The sequence below is a fragment of the Streptomyces sp. NPDC025721 genome, assembly GCF_055558595.1.
Genome location: NZ_JBVHMF010000020.1, coordinates 106632 through 127463 on the forward strand (window position 1 = coordinate 106632; position 20832 = coordinate 127463).

The 20832-nt window shown below is 72.9% G+C and carries 12 protein-coding genes and 1 pseudogene; 9 read left to right on the forward strand and 4 right to left on the reverse strand.

What is annotated here, in order from left to right:
* Positions 1 to 50 precede the first annotated feature (50 nt).
* A pseudogene (locus ACZ4EF_RS25640) lies at positions 51 to 422 on the forward strand (isocitrate lyase/phosphoenolpyruvate mutase family protein); the annotation flags it as partial.
* Here ACZ4EF_RS25640 and ACZ4EF_RS25645 read toward each other — a convergent pair.
* Positions 378 to 1520 (reverse strand): LysR family transcriptional regulator, encoded by a 1143-nt coding sequence (locus ACZ4EF_RS25645; protein ID WP_467506485.1) that lies wholly within the window; start codon positions 1518 to 1520, stop codon positions 378 to 380. The pseudogene ACZ4EF_RS25640 and the gene ACZ4EF_RS25645 overlap by 45 nt on opposite strands.
* Positions 1521 to 1637: 117 nt before the next feature.
* Here ACZ4EF_RS25645 and ACZ4EF_RS25650 point away from each other — a divergent pair, with 117 nt between their 5' ends.
* Entirely contained in the window at positions 1638 to 2765 is a 1128-nt protein-coding gene (locus ACZ4EF_RS25650; protein ID WP_467506486.1) for a M20 family metallopeptidase, read from the forward strand.
* A gap of 331 nt (positions 2766 to 3096) precedes the next feature.
* Here ACZ4EF_RS25650 and ACZ4EF_RS25655 read toward each other — a convergent pair whose 3' ends face one another.
* Complete coding sequence (locus tag ACZ4EF_RS25655) at positions 3097 to 3678, reverse strand: tetratricopeptide repeat protein (RefSeq protein WP_467506487.1); 582 nt, start codon at positions 3676 to 3678, stop codon at positions 3097 to 3099.
* A gap of 102 nt (positions 3679 to 3780) precedes the next feature.
* Here ACZ4EF_RS25655 and ACZ4EF_RS25660 point away from each other — a divergent pair, with 102 nt between their 5' ends.
* The 5 genes from ACZ4EF_RS25660 to ACZ4EF_RS25680 all read left to right on the forward strand — a co-directional run bounded on the left by ACZ4EF_RS25660 (position 3781) and on the right by ACZ4EF_RS25680 (position 15034).
* Complete coding sequence (locus ACZ4EF_RS25660) at positions 3781 to 4362, forward strand: hypothetical protein (protein WP_467506488.1); 582 nt, start codon at positions 3781 to 3783, stop codon at positions 4360 to 4362.
* Positions 4359 to 8366 carry a hypothetical protein gene (locus ACZ4EF_RS25665; protein ID WP_467506489.1) on the forward strand — a complete coding sequence of 1336 codons (4008 nt, stop codon included), beginning with the start codon at positions 4359 to 4361 and terminating at the stop codon, positions 8364 to 8366. Before ACZ4EF_RS25660 ends, ACZ4EF_RS25665 begins: the two co-directional genes overlap by 4 nt.
* 131 nt (positions 8367 to 8497) lie before the next feature.
* Positions 8498 to 9091, forward strand: a complete 594-nt coding sequence (locus ACZ4EF_RS25670; protein WP_467506490.1) for a DinB family protein — start codon at positions 8498 to 8500, stop codon at positions 9089 to 9091.
* Positions 9092 to 9306: 215 nt separating this feature from the next.
* Positions 9307 to 11898, forward strand: a complete 2592-nt coding sequence (gene pepN, locus ACZ4EF_RS25675) for an aminopeptidase N (protein WP_467506491.1) — start codon at positions 9307 to 9309, stop codon at positions 11896 to 11898.
* Positions 11899 to 12331: 433 nt separating this feature from the next.
* Complete coding sequence (locus ACZ4EF_RS25680; protein ID WP_467506492.1) at positions 12332 to 15034, forward strand: PA14 domain-containing protein; 2703 nt, start codon at positions 12332 to 12334, stop codon at positions 15032 to 15034.
* 89 nt (positions 15035 to 15123) lie between these two features.
* Here the strand turns inward: ACZ4EF_RS25680 and ACZ4EF_RS25685 are convergent, their stop codons facing one another.
* Positions 15124 to 15726, reverse strand: a complete 603-nt coding sequence (locus tag ACZ4EF_RS25685; protein ID WP_355336458.1) for a nitroreductase family protein — start codon at positions 15724 to 15726, stop codon at positions 15124 to 15126.
* A gap of 68 nt (positions 15727 to 15794) precedes the next feature.
* Positions 15795 to 17234, reverse strand: a complete 1440-nt coding sequence (locus tag ACZ4EF_RS25690) for an SNIPE associated domain-containing protein (RefSeq protein WP_467506493.1) — start codon at positions 17232 to 17234, stop codon at positions 15795 to 15797.
* Between the two features lie 414 nt (positions 17235 to 17648).
* On the opposite strand from ACZ4EF_RS25690, the gene ACZ4EF_RS25695 reads away from it, so the two are divergent.
* Positions 17649 to 18242 (forward strand): snapalysin family zinc-dependent metalloprotease, encoded by a 594-nt coding sequence (locus tag ACZ4EF_RS25695; RefSeq protein WP_355336457.1) that lies wholly within the window; start codon positions 17649 to 17651, stop codon positions 18240 to 18242.
* 335 nt (positions 18243 to 18577) lie between these two features.
* Positions 18578 to 20812: a YncE family protein gene (locus ACZ4EF_RS25700; protein WP_467506494.1), complete on the forward strand. Its 2235-nt coding sequence runs from the start codon at positions 18578 to 18580 to the stop codon at positions 20810 to 20812.
* Positions 20813 to 20832: the final 20 nt, after the last annotated feature.

A 20832-nucleotide genomic window follows, 5' to 3' on the forward strand; every position in this document is an offset into this window, starting at 1 on the left:
CTCGGCACGCTGGCGTACGCGCCTGCGCGGAAGGGCTGTTGACACCTCAGATGCGACCAGTGCCGCCGCTTCCCCGGCCAGAACCGGACCGCTTCCGATCCGCTTCCGCCGCCCGTTCCGGCTGGACGCCGCCTGTTCCGGCTGGACGTCAGCCGTTCCGCCCGGACGCGGCCCGTTCCGGTGTGCGTGGCAGCGTGTCCGGATGTGGCCGGAGCCGTCGGCGTCAACCTGGAGGACTCCCTCGCGGCGGGCGGCGTACGCCGAAGCCCGGCGCCGACAGGATCTTCGTCCCCGGCCTCGTCGACCTGCCCGCCGTGGTGGCCCTCGTCCGCGACAGCCCGCTGCCCGTCTACGTCATGGCCGGTCCCGGCTCGCCGTCAGGGGCCGACTTCTCCGCCGTCGGCGTCCGTCGGATCAGCGTCGGCACCGCCCTGGCCCAGGCCGCCTACGGTGCCGCCCGGCGGGCCGCCGCTGAACTGCTCGGCGAAGGACCGTACTTCGGGATGGCACACGGCCTGGACTTCGGCGCGCTCAACGCCGCCGTCAACAGGGCTGCCGGGAGCGGGCGTTCGTACTCGGCCCGGTCCGCTCGGCCGGGTCGCGGGGCGGGCCGCCGCCCGGAGGAGGTCCGCCAGGAGCCGGGCCGAGGGGAGGGGGGACGGGGGAAGCGCGGTGTGGACGGTGCGGCGCGGGAACGGGGGCGCCAGGGGGCGGAGGGCGAGGTCGGGCGGGACGGCCCACAGCGCGAGGGAGGGCACGAGGGCGACGCCGAGCCCGGCGGCGACGTAGCCGAATTTCCCGCTCCACTCGGCGACGCGGATCAGCTTGCGCGGCGCGAAGCCCGCCTGCGCGCAGGCGTCGAGCAGGAGGGCCGGGTGCCCTCCTGCGGGCGCGTCCTGAATCCAGGACTCGTCGCGCAGGTCGCCGAGGTGGACCGCATTCGCGCTTGCGGCCAGCCGGTGGTCGCGCGGCAGACCCACGTACAGCTCGTCCGCCAGCAGCGCGTCCGTCGTGACGCCCTCGGCCGACGGCAGGCCCGACGGGTAGTCGCTGACCACGGCGATGTCGAGCGCGCCGTCCGCGAGGCGCTGGACCAGCGCGTCGCTGCGGCCCTCGACCGCGACGACCTCGACGTCGGGACGCGCGCGGGTGAAGGCACGCAGCGCGGCCGGTACGAGGGCGATGTTCGCGGTGGCGAAGGCACCGACGCGCAGGGTGCCGCCCCGGCCCGCGTGGATGGCGGCCAACTCGGCTTCCGCGCGGGCCAGTCGGTCCAGCACCTCGGTGGCGTGCCGGTGCAGGGCCGCTCCTGCGGGCGTCAGCCGTACGCCTCGCGGCAGGCGGACGAACAGCGGTCCGCCCGCCTGCCGTTCGAGCGCGGCGACGCGGCGGGAGACGGCGGACTGCGTGTAGGCGAGCCGCTGCGCGGCGGCGGTGAAGGAGCCGGTGTCCGCGACGGCGAGCAGCAGCCGCAGCGCGTCCGTACCGAAGGTGTCGCGCACGCCATTCCCTCTCTGCATGGGTCACATGAAATGTAGTCGCTGGTGGAATGGGGCGGGGGTTCCTACCGTCGAAGGGACCGAACGGGGCCTGGTCCGACCGGACCTGAGCCCGTTCCCTCTGACGCGGGAGTCGCCATGGCGCAGCCGAATTCCGAACCCCCTTTCTCCTTGCGGGAGATGCTGTCCGACCTTGAGGAGCTGGTCGTCTGCGAGTCCTTCTCCGCCGACCACGTCGCACTCGCGCGCAGCGCCGACGTGGTCGGCGCGCTGGGCGCCCGCCTGCTCGGCGCCGCGCCGGAGACGATCGTGAGCGACGGCGTACCGCACCTGCGGTGGGCCTTCGGCACTCCGCGCGTCCTGCTCGTCGGGCACCACGACACCGTCTGGCCGGCCGGCACGCTCGCCACCCACCCCTGGTCGGTGACGGACGGGATCGCGCGCGGCCCCGGCGTCCTGGACATGAAGGCCGGGCTGGTGCAGATGTTCCACGCGCTCGCCTCGCTGCCGTCCCTCGACGGCGTCTGCGTGCTGGTCAACGGTGACGAGGAGGTCGGCTCCCCGACCTCCCGCGCGCTGATCGAGGAGACCGCGCGGGGGTGCGCGGCGGCCTTCGTCCTCGAGGCGTCGGCGGACGGGACCGGCGCGCTCAAGACGGCGCGCAAGGGGACGTCACGCTACGAGGTGGTGGTGCACGGCCGCGCCGCGCACGCGGGACTGGAGCCGGAGAAGGGGGTCAACGCGGCGGTCGAGGCCGCCCACCAGGTGCTGGCGCTGGCCGAATTGGCGGCGCGGGATACGGAGTTGGGCACGTCGACCGTCACCCCCACCCTGCTGTCGGCGGGCAGCACCCGCAACACCGTTCCGGCCCAGGCCGTCGTCTCCGTCGACGTCCGCGCGCCGACGCGTGCCGCGCAGGACCGTATCGACGTCCTCATGCGCGGCCTCACCGCCCGTACCCCCGGCGCCCGGCTCTCCCTTCGCGGCGGCCCCCGCCGCCCCCCGATGGAACCCGCCTCCTCCGCAGACCTCTTCGCGCTCGCCGCCGCCCTCACCGCTGCCTCGGGCCGCCCCCCATTGCGCGGCCTCCCCGTCGGCGGCGCCTCAGACGGCAACTACACGGCCGCCGTCGGCTGCCCCACGCTCGACGGTCTGGGCGCCGTCGGCACCGGCGCCCACGCCTCCACCGAACACGTCCTCACATCCGAACTCATCCCCCGCGCCCGCCTCCTCGCCGCCCTCGTCACCCGCACCCTCCACCCCTGACCCCGGCGCCGCCGTCCCGCGCGGCCTCCACGGACGGCCCACCGCCCCCCGCCCGGCTGCCGCAGCCGTACGCTCTACGTGGCCACGAGCGGGGATGGCCCCTCCTCGGTCCAGTCGACGGCCCGTGACGTGACCTGTTCCCCGCCCGCGCGGGGATGGCCCCGTGATCCAGGAGATCGCGCTGATCGACGTCAACTGCGCCCCGCACAGGCGGGGATGGCCCCGAGCTGCGTGACGGCTGGTTCGGTACCGTCCACGGCTCCCCGCATGCGCGGGGACGGACGCCGGCCGGGCCGCCGAGGGGCCTCTCTCAGTTCGCGCGGGGAGGCTGCTACCAACTGCCCGTGTTGCGTTGGGCGATCGCCAGATTGCGGGCGATGTCCTCGCGGAGCGGATGGCTCGGGGGGAGGCGTTGGGCGGAGGCGTGGGCTCGGCGGAGGAGGGTGAGGCCGTCGGAGCGGGCACCGGCGGTGAAGAGCGTGGCGCCGAGGGTGTTGGCGGTGGTCAGGGTGTCCTCGTGGGCGTCGCCGAGGCGGCGGACGCGGCGCTGGAGGGTGTCGTCGAGGACGGAGACGGCGTCGGAGGTGCGGCCCTGGACGGCCAGGGCCGCACCGTAGTTGTGGGCGTAACCGAGCGTGGCGGGGTCGTCGGACCCGAGGACGCGGGCGGCGCGGGCCATGGCCTCGCCGTGCAGGGCGGCGGAGGCGCCGAGCTTGCCCTGCTGGTAGAGGACCGAGCCCAGCAGATTGCGGAGGCCGATCGACTCGCGGTGGTCGCCGCCGAAGGCGTCGTCGCAGTCGGACATGAGGCTGCGGAGCAGCGCTTCGGCCTCTTCGAGGGCGCCCTCGTCGAACAGGGCGCGGGCCGTACGGACCTGCCGGTGCAGCCGCCTGCGGGTCGAGCCGTTCCCCATGGCTGCCCCCTCCCTCGCCGCGCGGGCGTGACCAACAAGCCTAACGGCCGGGCGGTTCGGTGGCACGATGGAAGCACCTGGCCACGCCGCGGAAGGAAGCCGATGATCGAATCCCTGGCGACGCTTGCGGCAGCCGCGTCCACGACGCTGGTCGCCGCGATGGCCACGGACGCCTGGCAGACGGCGCGTACGGGAATCCTGCGGGTGCTGCGTCGCGGAGGCGAGCACGAACCGGCCGCGCTGGCGGCGCAGTTGGACAGCGAGGCCGCGCTGGTGGTGGCGGCGGACGACGCGGGGGCGGCCAGGGAGAGCTTGCAGCCGGGCTGGCGGCTGCGCCTGGAGCAGTTCCTGCGGGACAACCCCGAGGCGGCCGAGGCCATTCGGGAGTTGACGGTACGGCTGGAGGCCGAGCTGCCGGGTTCCGAGCAGCAGTGGGTGCGGTACCACCAGAACGTCGAGGCCCACGACAACGCCCGCGCCTTCGGCGTCCAGAACGGCAACGTGATCATCCACGAGGCCCCGGCGGCGGGCCCCGTGACTCCGAGCGCCAGCCCCGTGGCCCCGAGCGCCGACCCCGTCACCCCGACGCCCCACGCCCCAGCGCCCCACGCCCCATCGCCCGACGCCCCATCGCCCGACGGCCAGGCACCCGGCGCCCGCCGCGACGGCGGACCCATGACGTGACCAGCCAGAATGTCACCGCGGTCGGCGGCTTCGCCTACGGCGCCATCGGCGCGGACATCCACGTCTTCGGCGACGGCACCCCCCTCTACCTCCTCAGGCAGTGGTCCCCGGCCCCGGAGCCCGCGGCGGAGTGGCTGGCCCAGCAGCCCAGCAGGATGCTCAACGCCCGTTACGCCGTGGCCCCCTTCACCGGCCGCGACACCGAACTGGCCTCCCTGCACGCCTGGTGCACGGACGGCCCCCGGCGCGCGGCCCGCTGGCTGCACGCGCCCGGCGGCCAGGGCAAGACCCGCCTCGCCCAGCAGCTCGCGGGGCAACTCGCCGATCAGGGCTGGAAAGTGGTCACCGCGGTCGAGGGACCGGGCACCGTACTGCCGCCGCAGGGCAGCCAGGATCTGCGGCTGGACGACGCGGCGGGACTGCTGCTCCTGGTCGACTACGCCGACCGCTGGGCGCTGACCAGCCTGACGTGGCTGTTCAGCAACGCGCTGCTGCACCGGCCGGACGTGCCGACCCGCGTCCTGCTCCTGGCACGGAGCACCGACCCCTGGCCCGCGCTGCGCGCCGCTCTGAGCAATGAGCAAGTCGACGTCTCCACACAGGCGTTGGGCCCGCTGGACATGGAGGAGGGCTTCCGGCGACGGGCCGGTGACCCGCGCCGCGACGACCGCGGCCCGATGTTCCGCGCGGCGCGCGACGGCTTCGCCGCCCGATACGGCATCCCCCCGCCGGACCGCCAACCCGACTTACGGCCGGCCGACTTCGGCCTGACCCTCGCCGTCCACATGGCCGCGCTCGTGGCGGTGGACGCCGAGGCCACCGGCCGCCGCGCCCCGGAGGACCTGGCCGGGCTGACCGTCTACCTCCTCGACCGCGAGCAGTTGGGCTGGACGCTGCTGCACGGGACACCGGGCCGCGTCACCGTCCCGCCCGCGGTGATGAACCAGGTGGTCTTCGCCGCCTCGCTGGGCGGCGCGCAGCCCACCGCCCGCGGCACGCTCCTGGTGGACGAGTTACGCCTCGGCCACCCGCCGCCGACCGTCCTCGCCGATCACGCGGTGTGCTACCCGCCGCCCGAGGAAGCGGCCGACACCGTACTCGAACCGCTCTATCCCGACCGCCTGGCAGAGGACTTCGTCGCCCTCACGCTGCCGGGTCACCCGGCCGACTACCCCGCGCAGCCCTGGGCCCCGGAAACGGCGGCGACCGTACTGCGCCGCTGCGGCGGTCCCGCCCGGCCGGTCACGGCGCTCGCCACGGCTGCGGGCCGCTGGCCGCACGTCGGACGCACGTGCCTCTACCCGCTGTTGGCCGCCGAGCCCGCGCTGGGCGTCGCGGCCGGGGGCGCCGCGCTCACCGCTCTGGCCGGTCTGCCGGACATCGGGCCCGACCTCCTCGAAGATGTCGCCGCCGAGCTGCCGGAACCGGTGCCTGCGGACCTGACGGTGGGTCGGGCGGCGCTGCTGGTACGGCTGTTCGAGCACCGGCTGGCGGCGGCGGACGATGTGGACGCGCGAGCCGGGCTGCACGTCAACCACGGCAACAACCTGGACGACCTGGGCCGTACGGAGGAGGCGCTGCGGGCCACGCGGCGCGGCGCGGACCTCTTCGCCGAGCTGGCCGCGACCGACCCCCGGCGGTACGAGGAGCACGTCGGCCGCGCCCTGACCAATGTCGCCAACCACCTCGTCTCGCTGGGCCGGTTGGAGGAGTCGCTGAGCACCCAGCAGCGGGTCGTGGACCTCTTCGAGCGGCTGGTCGCCGAGGACCGGCCCGACGACGCGTCCGCTCCGGTGACGGACTACGTGTCCGCGTACACCCCCCACCTGGCCACCGCGCTGGCCAATCTCAGTACGCGGCTGGAGGCGGCCGGTCGCTGGGAGGACGCGTACCGCGCCAACGAGCGGGCCACGCGCACGTATCGGACCGTCGCCGCGCGCGATCCGTCGTACCGCAGAGGGCTGGCCATCGCCCTGGTCAACGGCGCGACGCTGACCTTCCGTCCCCCGGCGGGCGCCGACGCGCTGCGCGAAGGGGTCGCCCTGAGCCGGGAGTTGGTGGCCGGGGGCGAGCAGGTCGAGGACACGCCGCTCGGCAGGTCGCTGTCCCTGCTGGGACGGCAACTGACCGCCGAGGGACGGCACGACGAGGCCGTCGAGGTGGCGGAGGAGGTGGCCGCGATCAACCGCCGCCTCGCCCGGGCCAACTCCCGGCACTACGAGGAGGCTTGTGTCACCTCGCTGAGGCTGCTGCACTCCGCCCTCCTCGACGCGCGCCGCCCCCGCGAGGCCATGGAGGTGGGCGAGGAGGCGATCGCGATCCTGCGGCGGCTCGTCGAAAAGGCGCCCGCCACGTACGAGATGGAGCTGGTGGGCGCGTTGCACGCGCAGAACGACGCGCGGCGGTCGGCGGGCCTGGCGCAGGACCCGGAGGCCGACGCCCGCTCCCGGCGCGTCGAGCTGAGGGATACGTACACGGTCCCGGGCGTTACCGTCACCGTGCACGGCTGGCAGCCGGAGTTCCTGCCCCGGCCGTCCCCGCCAGCCGCCGCATTCGGCGCGGAGGCGGCGCGGCTCGCGGACGCGCGGGACTGGCCCGCGTACTGGGAACGGATCTGCGCCGCGCCCCTGGCCGAGGCGGTACGGCTCGCGCGCCGCGTTCCCCGGCGCGGCTGGCTGCCCGCGTCCCGCTCGGACCAGGAACTGCTGGCCTGGCTGCGCGAGACCTCGCCCCGCAAGGCCGAGGCGCTGATCGCCGAGGCCGCGAAGGCCGCCACCCGCCCGCTGCCCGACGACCTGACCTTCTTCTCGCCCTCGTTCTCCGCCTTCTCCCACGGCGGCGACGTGCTGGCCCTGGTCCCGATCGACTACGTGCCGGAGCGGGGGGACGCGGAGGCGACCGAGCGGATCGAGACCCTCGACCTCGGCTCGGGACCGAAGCACCTCGGCTCGGGACTGGAGCACCTCGCCTCAGGGCCGGAGCACCTCGGCTCGGGACCGAAGCACCTCGGCTCGGGACCGGAGTCCGGCCCGGAGGCGGGACTCGACCCCGCCCGGCGGACCGTCCTGTACGAAGGCCCCGCCTGCCACAGCACCCTGGCCTGCCTGAGCGCCACCGAGGTGATCGCGGTCCGGCGGCGGGCCGGACGCGACGCGGGCACGGAACTCGTCCGCCACGGCCCGGACGGCACGACGGTCCTCGCGCAGGGCGCCCAACTCCTGGGAACGCGGCTGGCTTCCACCGCCCGCGGCTGCGTGGCCTCCCTCGCGCTCCATCCCGCGGCGCTCACGCTCGGCCCCAACGGGCGGCTCGAACAGGTCAACCTGGAGGCGTGGGGCCTCGGTTACGACAACCGGATGGCGGTGACGCCCCGCGGCGACCGCCTCGTCCTGTCCGACGGCGGCCGGATCATCGCCACCGACGCCACGCTCAGCAGGGTGCTGGCCGTGGGCGCCGTGCCCCGGTACCACGCGCCGGTGTCGGAGCTGGTCTTCGCCGACGACGACCTGCTCATGACGGCGGGCCACCAAGGCGGCCTGATGCTCTGGCAGTTGGACCGCACCGAGCTGACGCCGGTCGCCCACCGCGACACCGTACGGCTGTCCGGACTCTTCGCCGTGCCGCAGTGGGGCGTGGCCGGCGGCCAGGCGGGCTCCGAGGACCGCGTGCACTTCTTCGACCCGGCCGACGGTCTCGCACCGGTCGCCGCCCCGGCCGCCTTCGTCGGCGACCCCGGCCACCTCAAGGCCGTGATCACCTCACCCGGCGGGCGTCACGTCGTCTACTACGGCCAGCTCGACGTCACGGCCCCGGCGCGCCGCCGCTCCTTCGACTGGATCAGCAGGGTCCACGACCTCCAGCACCCCGGCGCGCTCCTCCAGCGCCCCCTCGCCGCCCCGCAGCTCGACGTCCTCGCCCGCGCGACCGCCGCCGACCCCCGCCACCGCGATCTCCTCCGCCTCGCCCACACCCTCGGCGCCCGGCCCCGCCCCGGCATGATCTAGCGCCGAATGGGCTCTGACCAGCGCAAACACCGAACGGACGGAGACGCGTCATCGCGGACAGAAGCTGACCGCAACGGCTCCTAGGGTGGTGATCAACGGGGGACCGAGCAGCACTGCGAAGGGCGTGGATCATGAGCGAGACCATGACGATGAACGCGGCGGAGAGCACGGCGGAGAGCACGGCGGCGAAGGCTACGGAGGAGGCCGCCGGGGCCGTCACCGATGAGCGGGCGGACCTGCTGGCGATGCTCGCCCAGCACCGGTACTTCCTGCGCGTCACCACGCGGGGCCTCACGGACGAGCAGGCGCGGCAGCGGACGACCGTCAGCGAGCTGTGTCTGGGCGGCCTGATCAAGCACCTGACCGGAGGCGAACGGGCCTGGACGGACTTCATCGTGGCGGGCCCGTCGGCGATCGGGGACGCGACGGCGATGACCGAGGCCGACTGGCAGCGGCGGACCGACGAATTCCGTCTGCTGCCCGGCGAGACACTGGCCGGGGTGCTGGAGGAGTACGAGGAGCAGGCCCGCATGACCGACGAACTGGTCGCGGCACTGCCCGACTTGGACGCCTCCCAACCGCTCCCGAAGGCACCCTGGTTCGAGCCGGGCGCTCTCTGGTCGGCGCGGCGGGTGCTGCTGCACCTCATCGCCGAGACCGCGCAGCACGCCGGTCACGCGGACATCATCCGCGAGTCGTTGGACGGCGCCAAGACCATGGGCTGAGCGGCGTACGCGGTACGGGACACGGGGGTACGGGGACAACGGGGGTACGGGGACAACGGGAGTACGCGGACAACGGGAGTACGGGGCCGCGCGGTACGGGGGCTCGGGCCGTGGGGGTCTGCCTCGGGGCCGGCCGCCCCGGCTTCGCGCTCGGCGCAACCGCACCGCCCCCAAATCTGTTGTCCGCCGTGCGGACCTGGGACAGCATGCCGTAGATGGGATCCCTCCTCCGTACCGAAGCCGCAGCCCGCGCCGCCCTGCTCGACGTCCGGTCGTACGCCGTGGCCCTGGACGTCACGCGCGGCGACCGTCTCTTCCGCAGTACGACCACGATCCGGTTCGGCTGCGCGGAGCCGGGCGCGTCGACCTTCGTGGAGATCCAGCCGGAGACGCTGCTGCGCGCCGAGTTGAACGGCAGGCCGCTCGACCTCGCGCGACACGTCGACAACCGGCTGGAGTTGGCGGACCTGGCGGCGGACAACGAGCTGCTGGTCGAGGCCGACATGGCGTACTCGCGTACGGCGGAAGGGCTGCACCGCTTCACCGACCCGGCGGACGGTGCCGTCTACGTGTACTCGGCGTGCGCGCCCGACCTGGCCTCGAAGCTCTTCGCCTGCTTCGACCAGCCGGACCTGAAGGCGCCGTTCACCTTCACCGTGACCGCGCCCGAGGGCTGGACGGTGGTCGGCAACGGCGCGTCGTCCCAACTCAAGGACGGCCGCTGGGAGATCGCGCCGGTCGGCCCGATCTCCTGCTACCTGGTCGCCGTGGCCGCCGGGCCGCTGTACGCGGTCCGCGCCGAACACGACGGCATCCCGCTCGGCTTGTACGCGCGCCGCTCGCTCGCCGCCGAACTCGACCGCGAGGCACCGGACTTGTTCGCGGTGACCCGGGCGAGCTTCGACCGGCTGCACGGGCTCTTCGAGGAGCGCTACCCCTTCGGCGGCTACGACCAGGTGTTCATGCCCGAGCTCAACTGGGCCGCGATGGAGAATCCGGCCTGTGTCCTCTTCCAGGACGAGATGCTGTTCCGGTCCGCGCCGACCGACACGCAGCGCGCGCTGCGGGCCGTCGTGGTGTGCCACGAGATGTCCCACATGTGGTTCGGCAACCTCGTCACCCTGGCCTGGTGGGAGGACGTATGGCTCAACGAGTCCTTCGCCGAGGTGCTCGGCTACCGCATCGCCGCGGAGTCCACCCGCTACGACAGCGCCTGGACGCTCTTCTCCCGCCGCAAGAGCTGGGGTTACGACGCCGACGAGCGCCCCACCACCCACCCGGTCGCCGCCACCGGAGCGGAGTCCGCGGCCGAGGCGCTGTCCGCGTTCGACGGCATCTCGTACGCCAAGGGCGCCTCCGCACTGCACCAACTCGTGCACTGGATGGGCGACGAGGCGTTCTTCGCCGGGCTCAACAAGTACTTCGCCGCGCACCGTTGGGGCAACGCGAACCTCCGGGACTTCCTCGCCGCGCTCGCCCTCCCCGCCGGCCCGGCGGGCGCACAGGGACCGGACGTGTCCGGCTGGGCCGACGACTGGCTGCGGACGACCGGCGTGGACACGCTGCGCATCGAGGTCGAGGTCGAGGTCGAGGCCGAGGCCGATGTCAAGGCCGAGGCCGACGTCGAGCCTGAGGCTGAGGCCGACGTGAATACGGTGCCCGGCGCGGCGCCCGGCGTCCTGACCTCCGCCGTCCTCGTCAACGACGGCACCCGCCCGCACCGCGTACGCGTCGGCGTGTACGACCGGGACGGCGCGGCGGTCGTCCCGCGCCGACAGTTGGACGTCGAGGTCGCGCCGGGCGGCCGTACGCCGCTGTCCGAACTGGCAGGCGCCCCGCGCCCCGCCCTGCTGCTGCCCAACGACGGCGACTTCACCTGGGCGCGGCTGCGCCTGGACGCGCACTCCGCGGCCACCGTCGCCGCCTCGCTGTCGGCCGTCACGGACGAACTGGCCCGCGCGGTCCTGTGGGAACACCTCCGCGACCTGACGCGCGGCGCCGAGACATCGGCCGCCGCGTATCTGGACCTGGTCGCCGCGCACCTGCCGGGCGAGACCTCGGACTGCGTCGTCGAGGCGGTGCTGGCCTTCGCCGCCGACCACGTCATCGGCCGCTATCTCGCCCCCGCCGACCGGCCCGCCGCGCTCGCCCGGCTCGGCGACACCGCCCGTGCCGTCCTGGCCCGCCCGGCCGCGGCCACGGGCAGGGGTCTGCGGCTGGCCGCCCTGCGCACCGCCGTCGCCACCGCGTCCGGTGACGCGCAACTCGTGCAGCTTGAGGGCTGGTTGGCGGGTGATGACGTGCCGGACGGCATCGCCTTCGACGCCGATCTGCGCTGGTCGGCGCTGGCCCGGCTGGCGGCGGCCGGGGCGGCCGACGAGGAGCGGATCGCGGCCGAGCTGGCGGCCGACCCCGGCAACGTCAGCGAGGTGGGCGCGGCCCGGGCCCGCGCCGCGCTCCCGGACGACGCCGCCAAGGAACGCGCCTGGCACCTGCTCTTCGCCCCGGGCGAGCTGACCATTCATCAGCTCGTCGCGACCGCCGAGGGCTTCTGGCGCTCGGGCGCGCCGGAGGTCCAACGAGTCTACGTAAAAAGGTACTTCGAGCGGCTTCCGGCGGCCGGTGAGCGCGGCGGCGCGGTGGTCCAGGCGCTGAGCCGGGCGCTGTTCCCGGTCGGTGCGGCCGACGCCGACACCGTACGCGCGGCCGAGGAATGTCTCGCCCGTACCGATCTGGTCCCGTCCATGCGCCGCCAGCTCGCCGACGGCCTGGACGACCTCCGCCGCGCCCTCGCGCACCGGGTCTGAGCGCGGCCCTGCCGAGCGCGGCCCGCCCCTGACCTGAGGGCGGCGTTCCGCTTCCCCCTTTAACGGCGCCTTTTTCTCATTTTTTCTAACGATGCAAAGAGCCGCGAGGTGCGCGGAGACGGCCTCCGGCGGGGATGGCGCCGGGCCGGAGGACCCCGGTGCGGCCCTCGTGTGCCCGCGCGCCTTCGCAGTCCACACCGCCCGTGCCTCCCCTGTGCCCCATGTGGTGAGCCGTGCCTGGTGTGATCGGGCCGCTCGATTTTTCACAAACTTTGCGCGGAGGGTGGACGGCGCTGAAGCCTGCTGGTTTCATGCTCCCGGTCCAGGTTTCTAACGTTGGAAAGTCGGCAGGGCCCCAAGGCGCTGTCGTGGAGCCGCACGTCCTCACCCGCTTCCTGGACGCCGAGTTCTCTTACGGAGAGGTGTATCCGCAGTGAGATCAGGCATATCCCGCACAACGAACAGCCGCCGAGCGGCGGGCAGCACGGGGTCGTCCCGGCTGTCCCGGACGGCCCGGCTGACCGCACTGGTGCCGCTGATACTGGGCGCGGCGCTGCTGACCCCGGCCGCGGCGGGCGCGGCCCCGGCCGCCGCACCGGCCTCGTCCACCGCCGGGGCGTCCGCCGCTCCGGCCGACACCGCTCAAGGTCTGCGCGGCGACTACTACCTGAGCACCGACGCCACCTCGCTCGACTTCGCGCAGTACAGCAGCACCGCGGTCGAGCCGTCCTTGAACGTGCCCGACCTGATCCCCACGCTGCGCGGCTACGCGGGCTCGACCGAGAACGTCGCCGTGCACTGGACGGGCCAGCTCGACGTCCCGGCCGACGGCACGTACACCTTCTACATCAAGGGTGACAACGGCTTCCGGATGTCGCTCGACGGGTCGAGCGTGATCGACCACTGGACGACCGACTGGGACGTGCAGACGACGTCCGAGCCGGTCACCTTGACCGCCGGCGCCCATCAGTTGGCGTTCGACTACAACCAGGGCAACGGCGGCGCGTACATCAAGACGGAGTGGTCGGGTCCCGGCATCGCCCGCCAGGCGATCCCGGACGCGGCGCTGCATCTGCCGGTCGGCTACGCGCCGTCCGACGTGAACGCCGTGGTCGCCCCCTCGGGGAAGACCGCCACCGTGCAGTTGGCGGGCCCGGTCACCGCGGTGCCGTCCGACATCACCAAGCACCTCGCGGTGATCGCGGGCGCGGGCCGGTGGACGCCGGGCGTCTCCGTGAACCCGGCGAACAGCTCCCAACTCCTGCTCACGGCGGGGGAGTCGGACACGCCGGCCTCCCTGCACTCCGATGTGCGGATCAGCTACGACGGCCTCGGCGGCCTGACGACGTCCGCCGGTCCCGTACCGCTCTTCTCGGGTCTGGCGACCAACAACTCCACCTGGTACTTCGCCAGCAAGTACGCCAAGGACGTCGACCCGTCCCACGTGCTCCCGGACTACCCCCGGCCGCAGTTGACGCGGGACAAGTGGCAGAACCTCAACGGGACCTGGCAGTTCCAGGGCACCTCGGAGAGCGCGCCGCTGCCCACGTCGAAGCTGAGCGGCAAGATCCTGGTGCCGTACCCGATGGAGGCGCCGCTGTCCGGCGTCGCCGAGCACCACGACTGGTCGCTGTACCAGCGCACCTTCTCCGTACCCGCCAACTGGCGGATCGGCTCGGGCCAGCGCCTGCACCTGAACTTCGGCGCGGTCGACTACGAGACGTGGGTGTACGTCAACGGCCGCCAGGTCGCCCACCACGTGGGCGGATACGAGGCGTTCACCGCCGACGTCACCGACGCGCTCACCCGCGGCGGGCAGCAGACCGTCCTGCTGAAGGTGAAGGACACCACCGACGACGGCACGCCTGTCGGCAAGCAGTCGCGCAGCCCCAGCGGCATCTGGTACACCCCGACCTCCGGAATCTGGCAGACGGTGTGGCTGGAGCCGGTGGCCGCCGCGAGCATCGACTCCCTGGTCCTGACGCCGAACGTGAAGGACGGCACGCTGTCCGTCACGGTGCGTCCCGCGGCCGGTACGTCGTCCTCCTCGCTGGTGGCCGCCGTCGCGTACGCGGGCCGCAAGCCCGTCGGCGCGGCCGTCGGCCGCGCGGGCGCCGAACTGCGGCTGCGCATACCGCACCCGGAGCTGTGGAGCCCCGACCACCCGTACCTGTACAACCTCCAGGTCACGCTCACCAACGGCCGCTCGATCGACACCGTCGGCTCCTACTTCGGCATGCGGTCGATCTCGGTCGGCAAGGTCGGCGGCGTGAACAAGATCGAGCTCAACGGGAAGCCGACGTTCGTCCTGGCCACCCTCGACCAGGGGTTCTGGCCCGACGGCATCTACACCGCGCCGACCGACGCGGCCCTCAAGTCCGACCTCGAACTGCACAAGCAGCTCGGCTTCAACGCGGTGCGCAAGCACATCAAGGTCGAACCCGCCCGCTGGTACTACTGGGCGGACAAGCTCGGCCTGATGGTCTGGCAGGACATGCCGAGCCGCAACACCGGCCCGGACTCCACCCCGGCCAGCGACGCGGCCTTCACCAGCCAGGTCCACGAGATTGTCGACCAGCACATCAGCAGCCCGTCCATCGTCATCTGGACCATGACGAACGAGGGTTGGGGCGAGAAGACCAAGGAAGCCACCGGCGCCCTCGCGGACTCGGTCAAGCAACAGGACCCGAGCCGCCTGGTCGACCCCGCCTCCGGCGTCAACTGCTGTGCTTCCAAGGGTGATTCGGGCCGAGGTGACCTGATCGACTACCACCTCTACCACGGTCCCGCCTCCCCGGCCCCCGACGCCACCCGCGCCGCCGTCGACGGCGAGCACGGCGGCTACTCCCTCACCGTCCCCGGCCACATCCTCGGTGTCTCCGGCGGCCAGAACTACGGTGACGTCCCCACCATCGAGGAGCTCACCAAGGCGTACGTCGCCAACACCGCTCTTCTCGTCCCCGACGCCTCCACCGACCTCTCCGGCTCGGTGTACACCCAGATCAGCGACGTCGAGGGCGAGTTGAACGGCCTCATCACGTACGACCGCGAAGTCCTCAAGGTCCAACCGGGCCCGGTCCGGGACATCAACCGCAGGCTCATCGCCGCCGGCGCCGCGGCAGGCACCACCGGCTGACCCCCTCCCTCCCCGAGCCCTCGCGGGCGGCCCGCACCCCGGGTCGCCCGCGAGGGCTCTTTCACAGGCGGCGGGCCGCTTCCGCGACCTCAGGCGTGGCGGCCCCACTGGCCGCGGTGGACGACCTCTCGGGGGTCGCGGCGGCGGTCGCGGGTGCGGGGGCTCTGCGGGGGAAGGTCGTCGGCGCGGTAGCCGATGGTGATGCCGCCGAGCGGCGCGTACGCGTCGGGGACGCCGAACTCGTCCCGGAACGGCTGGAGATGCTCGGGCATGATGCCGAAGAAGCAGGCGCCCAGGCCCTCGTCCACGGCGCTCAGCAGCATGAGCAGCGAGGCCATCCCCGTGTCGATGTACCAGTACGGCGCGGGCCAGCGCGCCTCGGCCCGGTCCTCCCAGCCCTTGTCCGGCTCCGCGTACCGTTCGAGGTACGTCGCCTTGTGAGCGAGGGGCACCACGACCAGGGGCGCGTCCTGCATGGTCGGCGTGTTCTCGACCCGCGTGGGCACGAAGGGCCAGAACCGCGCGCGGTCGGCCGCGTCGGTCAGCGCGAGGAACGCCCACCCCTGCGAGAAACCGGCCGAAGGCGCCCGCAGCGCCGACGCCAGAATTCGCTCGGTCACCTCGGGGGCCAACGGCTTGTCGGAGTAGTGCCGGATCATGCGTCGACGGCGGACGACCTCGGAGAATTCCATACCCCCAGATGCTGCCACGCCGCCCCCGCCCCGCGGCACCCGCGGCGCCCGTCCGCCCCCGGCCGTGGTCACCGCGAGGAGCTGGCCCGCCATTCCAGCGCCTCGGGCTCTTCGGTGAACTCCACCAGGTGCTGTCCCGCGTAGCGTCGGAGGGCGTCCCGCACCTCGGCGGGAGTGACGTAGAAGAACTCCTTGCGGCCGTTGACCTGGTTGACCCTGCGCGAGGCGAAGGTCTGGTGGAGCTGGGCCTCGAGGCCGACGGCGTCCTTGCTGAAGATCAGCGCGTGGACGTCGAAGCGGAACGGGACGGAGGCGCCGCTGAGTTCCTGTACGCGTTCGAGCGGTTCGAGCCGCCGGGTCAGGCCGATCTTGACCATGCGGTCGCCGAAGGCTCCGATGTTGGAGATCACGTAGACGTAGCCCGTGCGGATGTTGGCGGCCCGGCTCTCCACGTCGCGCAGCGCGGCCTCGATCTCGGCCAGCTTGGTCTCCATCTCGCGGACCGCCGCGTGGTCGCCGCGCTCCCGCAGCCGCTGGAGCGCGGCCTCGTAATGGCCCTGCTCCTTGCGCAGCTTCTCCCGCTCGCGGTCGAACTCCCGCTGTGCCGCGGCCTCCTCCTTCTCGCGGGCCCGCAGTTCGCGCTGGGCCTCCTTCTCCTCCTCCTTCTTCTGCAGGAAGTCCGAGGCGAGCTCCAACTCCCGTACGCGGGCGTTGTGGTAGCCGTCCGAGATGCGGATGTGCATCGTCGCGCCGAGCTTCGCGATGGTCTCGCGGCTCTTGTAGAGCCGGTCGACCAGCGAGTTCAGGCGGTGCGGACGCATGGTCCGCACGGCGTAGTCCGCCTCCGCGTTGTAGGCGCGCAGCATGAGCTTGGAGAAGTCGCGGACCATCTTCTGGCCCTCGCGCTTGGAGCCGTTGACGGTCCAGTCGGTGGCGGCGAGGACCGCCCGGTTCGTCCGCGCGAGGTTCTTGATCTCCGCCTGCAAGGAGTCGAGACGGCTGCGATACGCGACGGCGTCGTGCAACTGGTGCCGGTAGGAGTAGATCCCCACCTCCTGGAGCAGCGCCGTCTCGTCGGTGGTGACGATCCTGGCCTGCGTCGCGGCGAGGTGCGCCTGCGCCTCGTACGTCTCGCGGCGGTACCTCTCCGCGTCCTTCTGGAGACGCTGGGTCTCCTTCGCCTGCCTGCGGGCGTCGTCCAGGATCTCCTTCGCCACGTCCCGGGCGTCCCGGTGAACGCCCTCGGCCTCCGCCTCGGCGCGCGCCCTCAACTCCGCCGCTTCGGTGCGCACTTGGTGGATGAGCCCGGCCACCTGCTCCGCGTTCGCCCCCTGCGACCTGGCGATCCACGCACGTAACTCCGCGACCTCGGAGGACTCGTCACGTCGGCGGCGGCCGAACAGACCGCCGCGCTGCTGCGGCAGCCCCTCACCGCTGCGCGTGACGTCCGCGTCCGCCTGAGCCCACGACGGTCTCCTGTTCTCCGGCTGGTTGACAGATCGATCCACCACAAGCCCCTCCGACCCCGCTGCGCGCCGAGGCGCTCACCCTTGACGATCTCCACACCGCCGACACGTACCGGCACCGCCGACGCGCACCGGCACGCACCCCTGATACGTACGGTCACGCACCGCTGATACGTACCGTCACGCGACGGCTGCGGAGAGGGGTATCTTCTCGGCCGGCCACCCCCCGATACCGGAAAAGTCCCGGCATTGTGACCTTGTCGTAATTGGTGGGGATGGGCCCGCCCCGAAGCCCGGGCGCGCGCCTCGGCCGAGGGCGGAACCTCGCGGTCACGTCCGGGGCTTGGGGTGGGATGCCGGAGAAAGGGCGGGAAACGGCTACTTGTGGTGGGGGATGGGGGCGTGGTGCCCTGGGGGACTGCGGGGCAACTGGTTCTGAGGAGGTGGGTGAGTCTCATGATCACGCGAATAGTCGCTGTGGCGGCGCTGATTCCGGCCATGGTGGGCACCGCGTCCGGGGTCGCTTCGGCGCAGGCCGAACCGAAGGCGGCGACGGCGGTCGTCACCTTGACCTATGACGCCAGCCAGGCGGGGCAGTGGGCGGCGGCGATCACGCAGGGGGTGCAGAACTGGAACAGCGCGGTGCACAACGTGCGTCTGCAAGCGGCCAGTTCGGCGGGCTCGGCGAACTTCGTGTACAAGGCGACCAGCGGGTGGCCGCAGACGACGTTGGGGCCGATCGTGCCGGGAGGCAGCAGGGGACAGGTGCAGTTGGGGCAGGAGGCGGTCAACGAGGGGTACGACGTGACCCGGATCGCCGCGCACGAGACGGGGCACATCCTCGGGCTCCTCGACCACTACAGCGGCCCGTGCTCGGAGTTGATGTCGGGGCACGGCCCGGGCACGGCGTGCCTCAACGCCAAGCCGAACGCGGCGGAGGCGGCCCAGGTCGACCGCAACTACGCGGGCCGCGCGGCGGCGGTCCGCCCCGAGCGGCAGCAGATCGTGATCGACATCTGGTCCCCCTCGGCGTCCACCGCTCAGCGCTGACCCGTCACCGGACGCGCGGTACGGGCACGGGCTCCGTACCGCGCGTCAGGCATGTCCTGCCGGAAGGCATGTCCGGCGCCATGGCACGCGCGGCCGGAAGGTTGTAGGAGCCCAGGGACCGAATCGGGCACGGTACGGCCACCGCGGGGACAAGGCGCCGTGACGGATCGGCGGGCCGCCCCAATACGATGGCCCGCTGTCACAGCCGTGCCCTATCGTGCTCATGGTCAGCGCCGCGAGCAGGCCGGGTCCGCATCGGAACCCGCGCTCGGCGGCGCGCCCGCATCGTGCCGGAGGACGTCCGGCCCCGCACGTGTTCCTGGGGGGAACCCACTTTGCTCACCCGTCATGTGGCGGGCGGGACGGCTCTGTCCGTCCTGCTCGCGACCGCGTCCCTGCTCGGGGTCGCGGCCGAACCGGCCGCCGCCGACAGCGCGGCCACCCTGCCGATCACCTCGTACTCCGACATGGTGGTCGACGGCGCGCACCGGCGCGTCTTCATCAGCACGACCGACAACAAGGTCGTCGTCGCCGACTACAACGGCAAGACGGTCGCTCAGATCACCTCCGAGCCGGGTGCCGCCGGGCTCGTGCTGGCCGCGGACTCCTCGACGGTGTACGTGGCGCTCCCGAAGGCCGACGCGATCTCGGCGATCGACACGGCCACCCTGCGCGAGACGGCCCGCTACCCGCTCGGTGTCGCCCCGCGCCACCTGGCGATGACCAGGCACACGATCTGGTTCGGATACGCGGCGGACGGGTCCGCCGACCTCGGCTCCCTGGACCTCGACCCGGAGACCGACCCGACGACCCCGCCGACGACTCCACCGCCGACGACCCCGCCCACGACTCCTCCGACGGACGCCCCGACTCCGACCCCGACGGACCCCGAGTCGACGCCGACCCCCACCCCGACGGACACCACGGCCCCAAGCCCCAGCCCGTCGGACACGCCGACCGACACCCCGACCGACACGCCAACGGACTCACCCTCGGACCCGCCGGTCACCACCTCCCCGAACCCGGACGCCACCACCCGGACCACCAACGGCGCCGTCGTCACCCTCGGCCAGGGCGGCCCCCACACCTGGAGCACCGCCCCGATGCTCGCCTCCTCGCCCGGTAACCCGGACGTGGTGGCGGCCGGGACGCCCGTCCAGAGCCCGATGGAGCTCCAGGTCTACAACGTGTCGTCGGGGCACGCCGAGCCCCAGGCGTACCGGTGGAACGCCAACAACGCGGGGAACATGCAGGACATCGCGCTGTCCGCGGACGGCAAGCAGGTGCTGGTCGCCAGCGGCGCCCCGTACTTCCAACAGGCGTACCGGACGTCCGATTTGGCCGACGACGGCCGCTACACCACCGACGCGTACCCGAACGCGGTGGCGGTCGCCCCCGACGGGACGATCGCGGCGGGCATCGACGGCGCCTACGAGCCGGACGTCTACATCTTCCGCCCGCGCTCCGACCACCGCGTCCGCACCTACGACTTCGGCGTCGTCGGTAACCCCGGCACCGCCTCCGCCCTGGTGGCGGGCGGCCTCGCGTGGGCGCCCGACAGCAGCCGCCTGTTCGCGGTCACGGCCGACGTCTACGGCCAGCACCCGACCCTGCGCGTGCTGACCGACCCCACCAAGTCGGTCACCGCCGTCACGGTCAGCGCTCCGTCGACCGCCAAGCGCGCCACGAAGATCACGGTCAGCGGCAAGCTGACCGCTACCACGGCGTTCCCCGCGGGCGCCAAGGTCACGGTGACGCGTACCGACCTCACCTCCCCCAAGGGCACGTCCCTCGGCGCCAAGTCGGTCGCGGCCAACGGCACGTTCAGCTTCACCGACACCCCGACCACCGGCGGCGGCGTCACGTACACCGCCACGTACGCGGGCGACGCCACGCACACCGCCGGCTCCGGCAAGCGCGTCGTCCAGGTCTCGCGCCTGGCCACCGCGGCGAGCGTGAAGACCAACCGCGCCACGTACGCCTACGGGTCCACCGCCACCGTCACCGGGCACCTGGGCAAGACCGGCAAGAGCCGCGTGCTCTCGATCTGGGCCCAACCGGCGGGCGGGCAGAAGAAGTTGGTGAAGTCCGCGAAGGTCAACGCGGCGGGCGACCTGAAGGTGACCTACCGGCTCAGCCGCAACACCACCTTCTGGGCCTCGTTCGCCGGTGACGCCGTCTCCGCGCCGAAGTCGGTGGCCCGCTCGGTCGGCACGCAGGTCAGTGTCTCGCTGGCCGTGTCCGGCAACTACCGCAAGGGCAAGGTCGGTTCGACCTCGTACTACTGGTTCCACAAGAAGAAGTCCGCGCTGTTCACCACGCACATGACGTACGCCAACGGCCGCTCGCAGCGCCTGGACCTCCAGGTCTACTACAAGGGCCGCTGGTACTCCTCGGGCAGCGAGTACTTCCGGCTGGCGATCACCGGCACCTCGCGGGTGGGGCTCGCGGGACCCGGCGAGTCCGGCATCCGGGCCCGCGTCCGCGCGGTGTACGTCAAGGGCTCCTCGGGCGACCGCCTGAACACCACGACGTCCACGGGGTGGAAGTACCTGTACTACACCAACTGACGGCCGCCCGCGCCGTACGG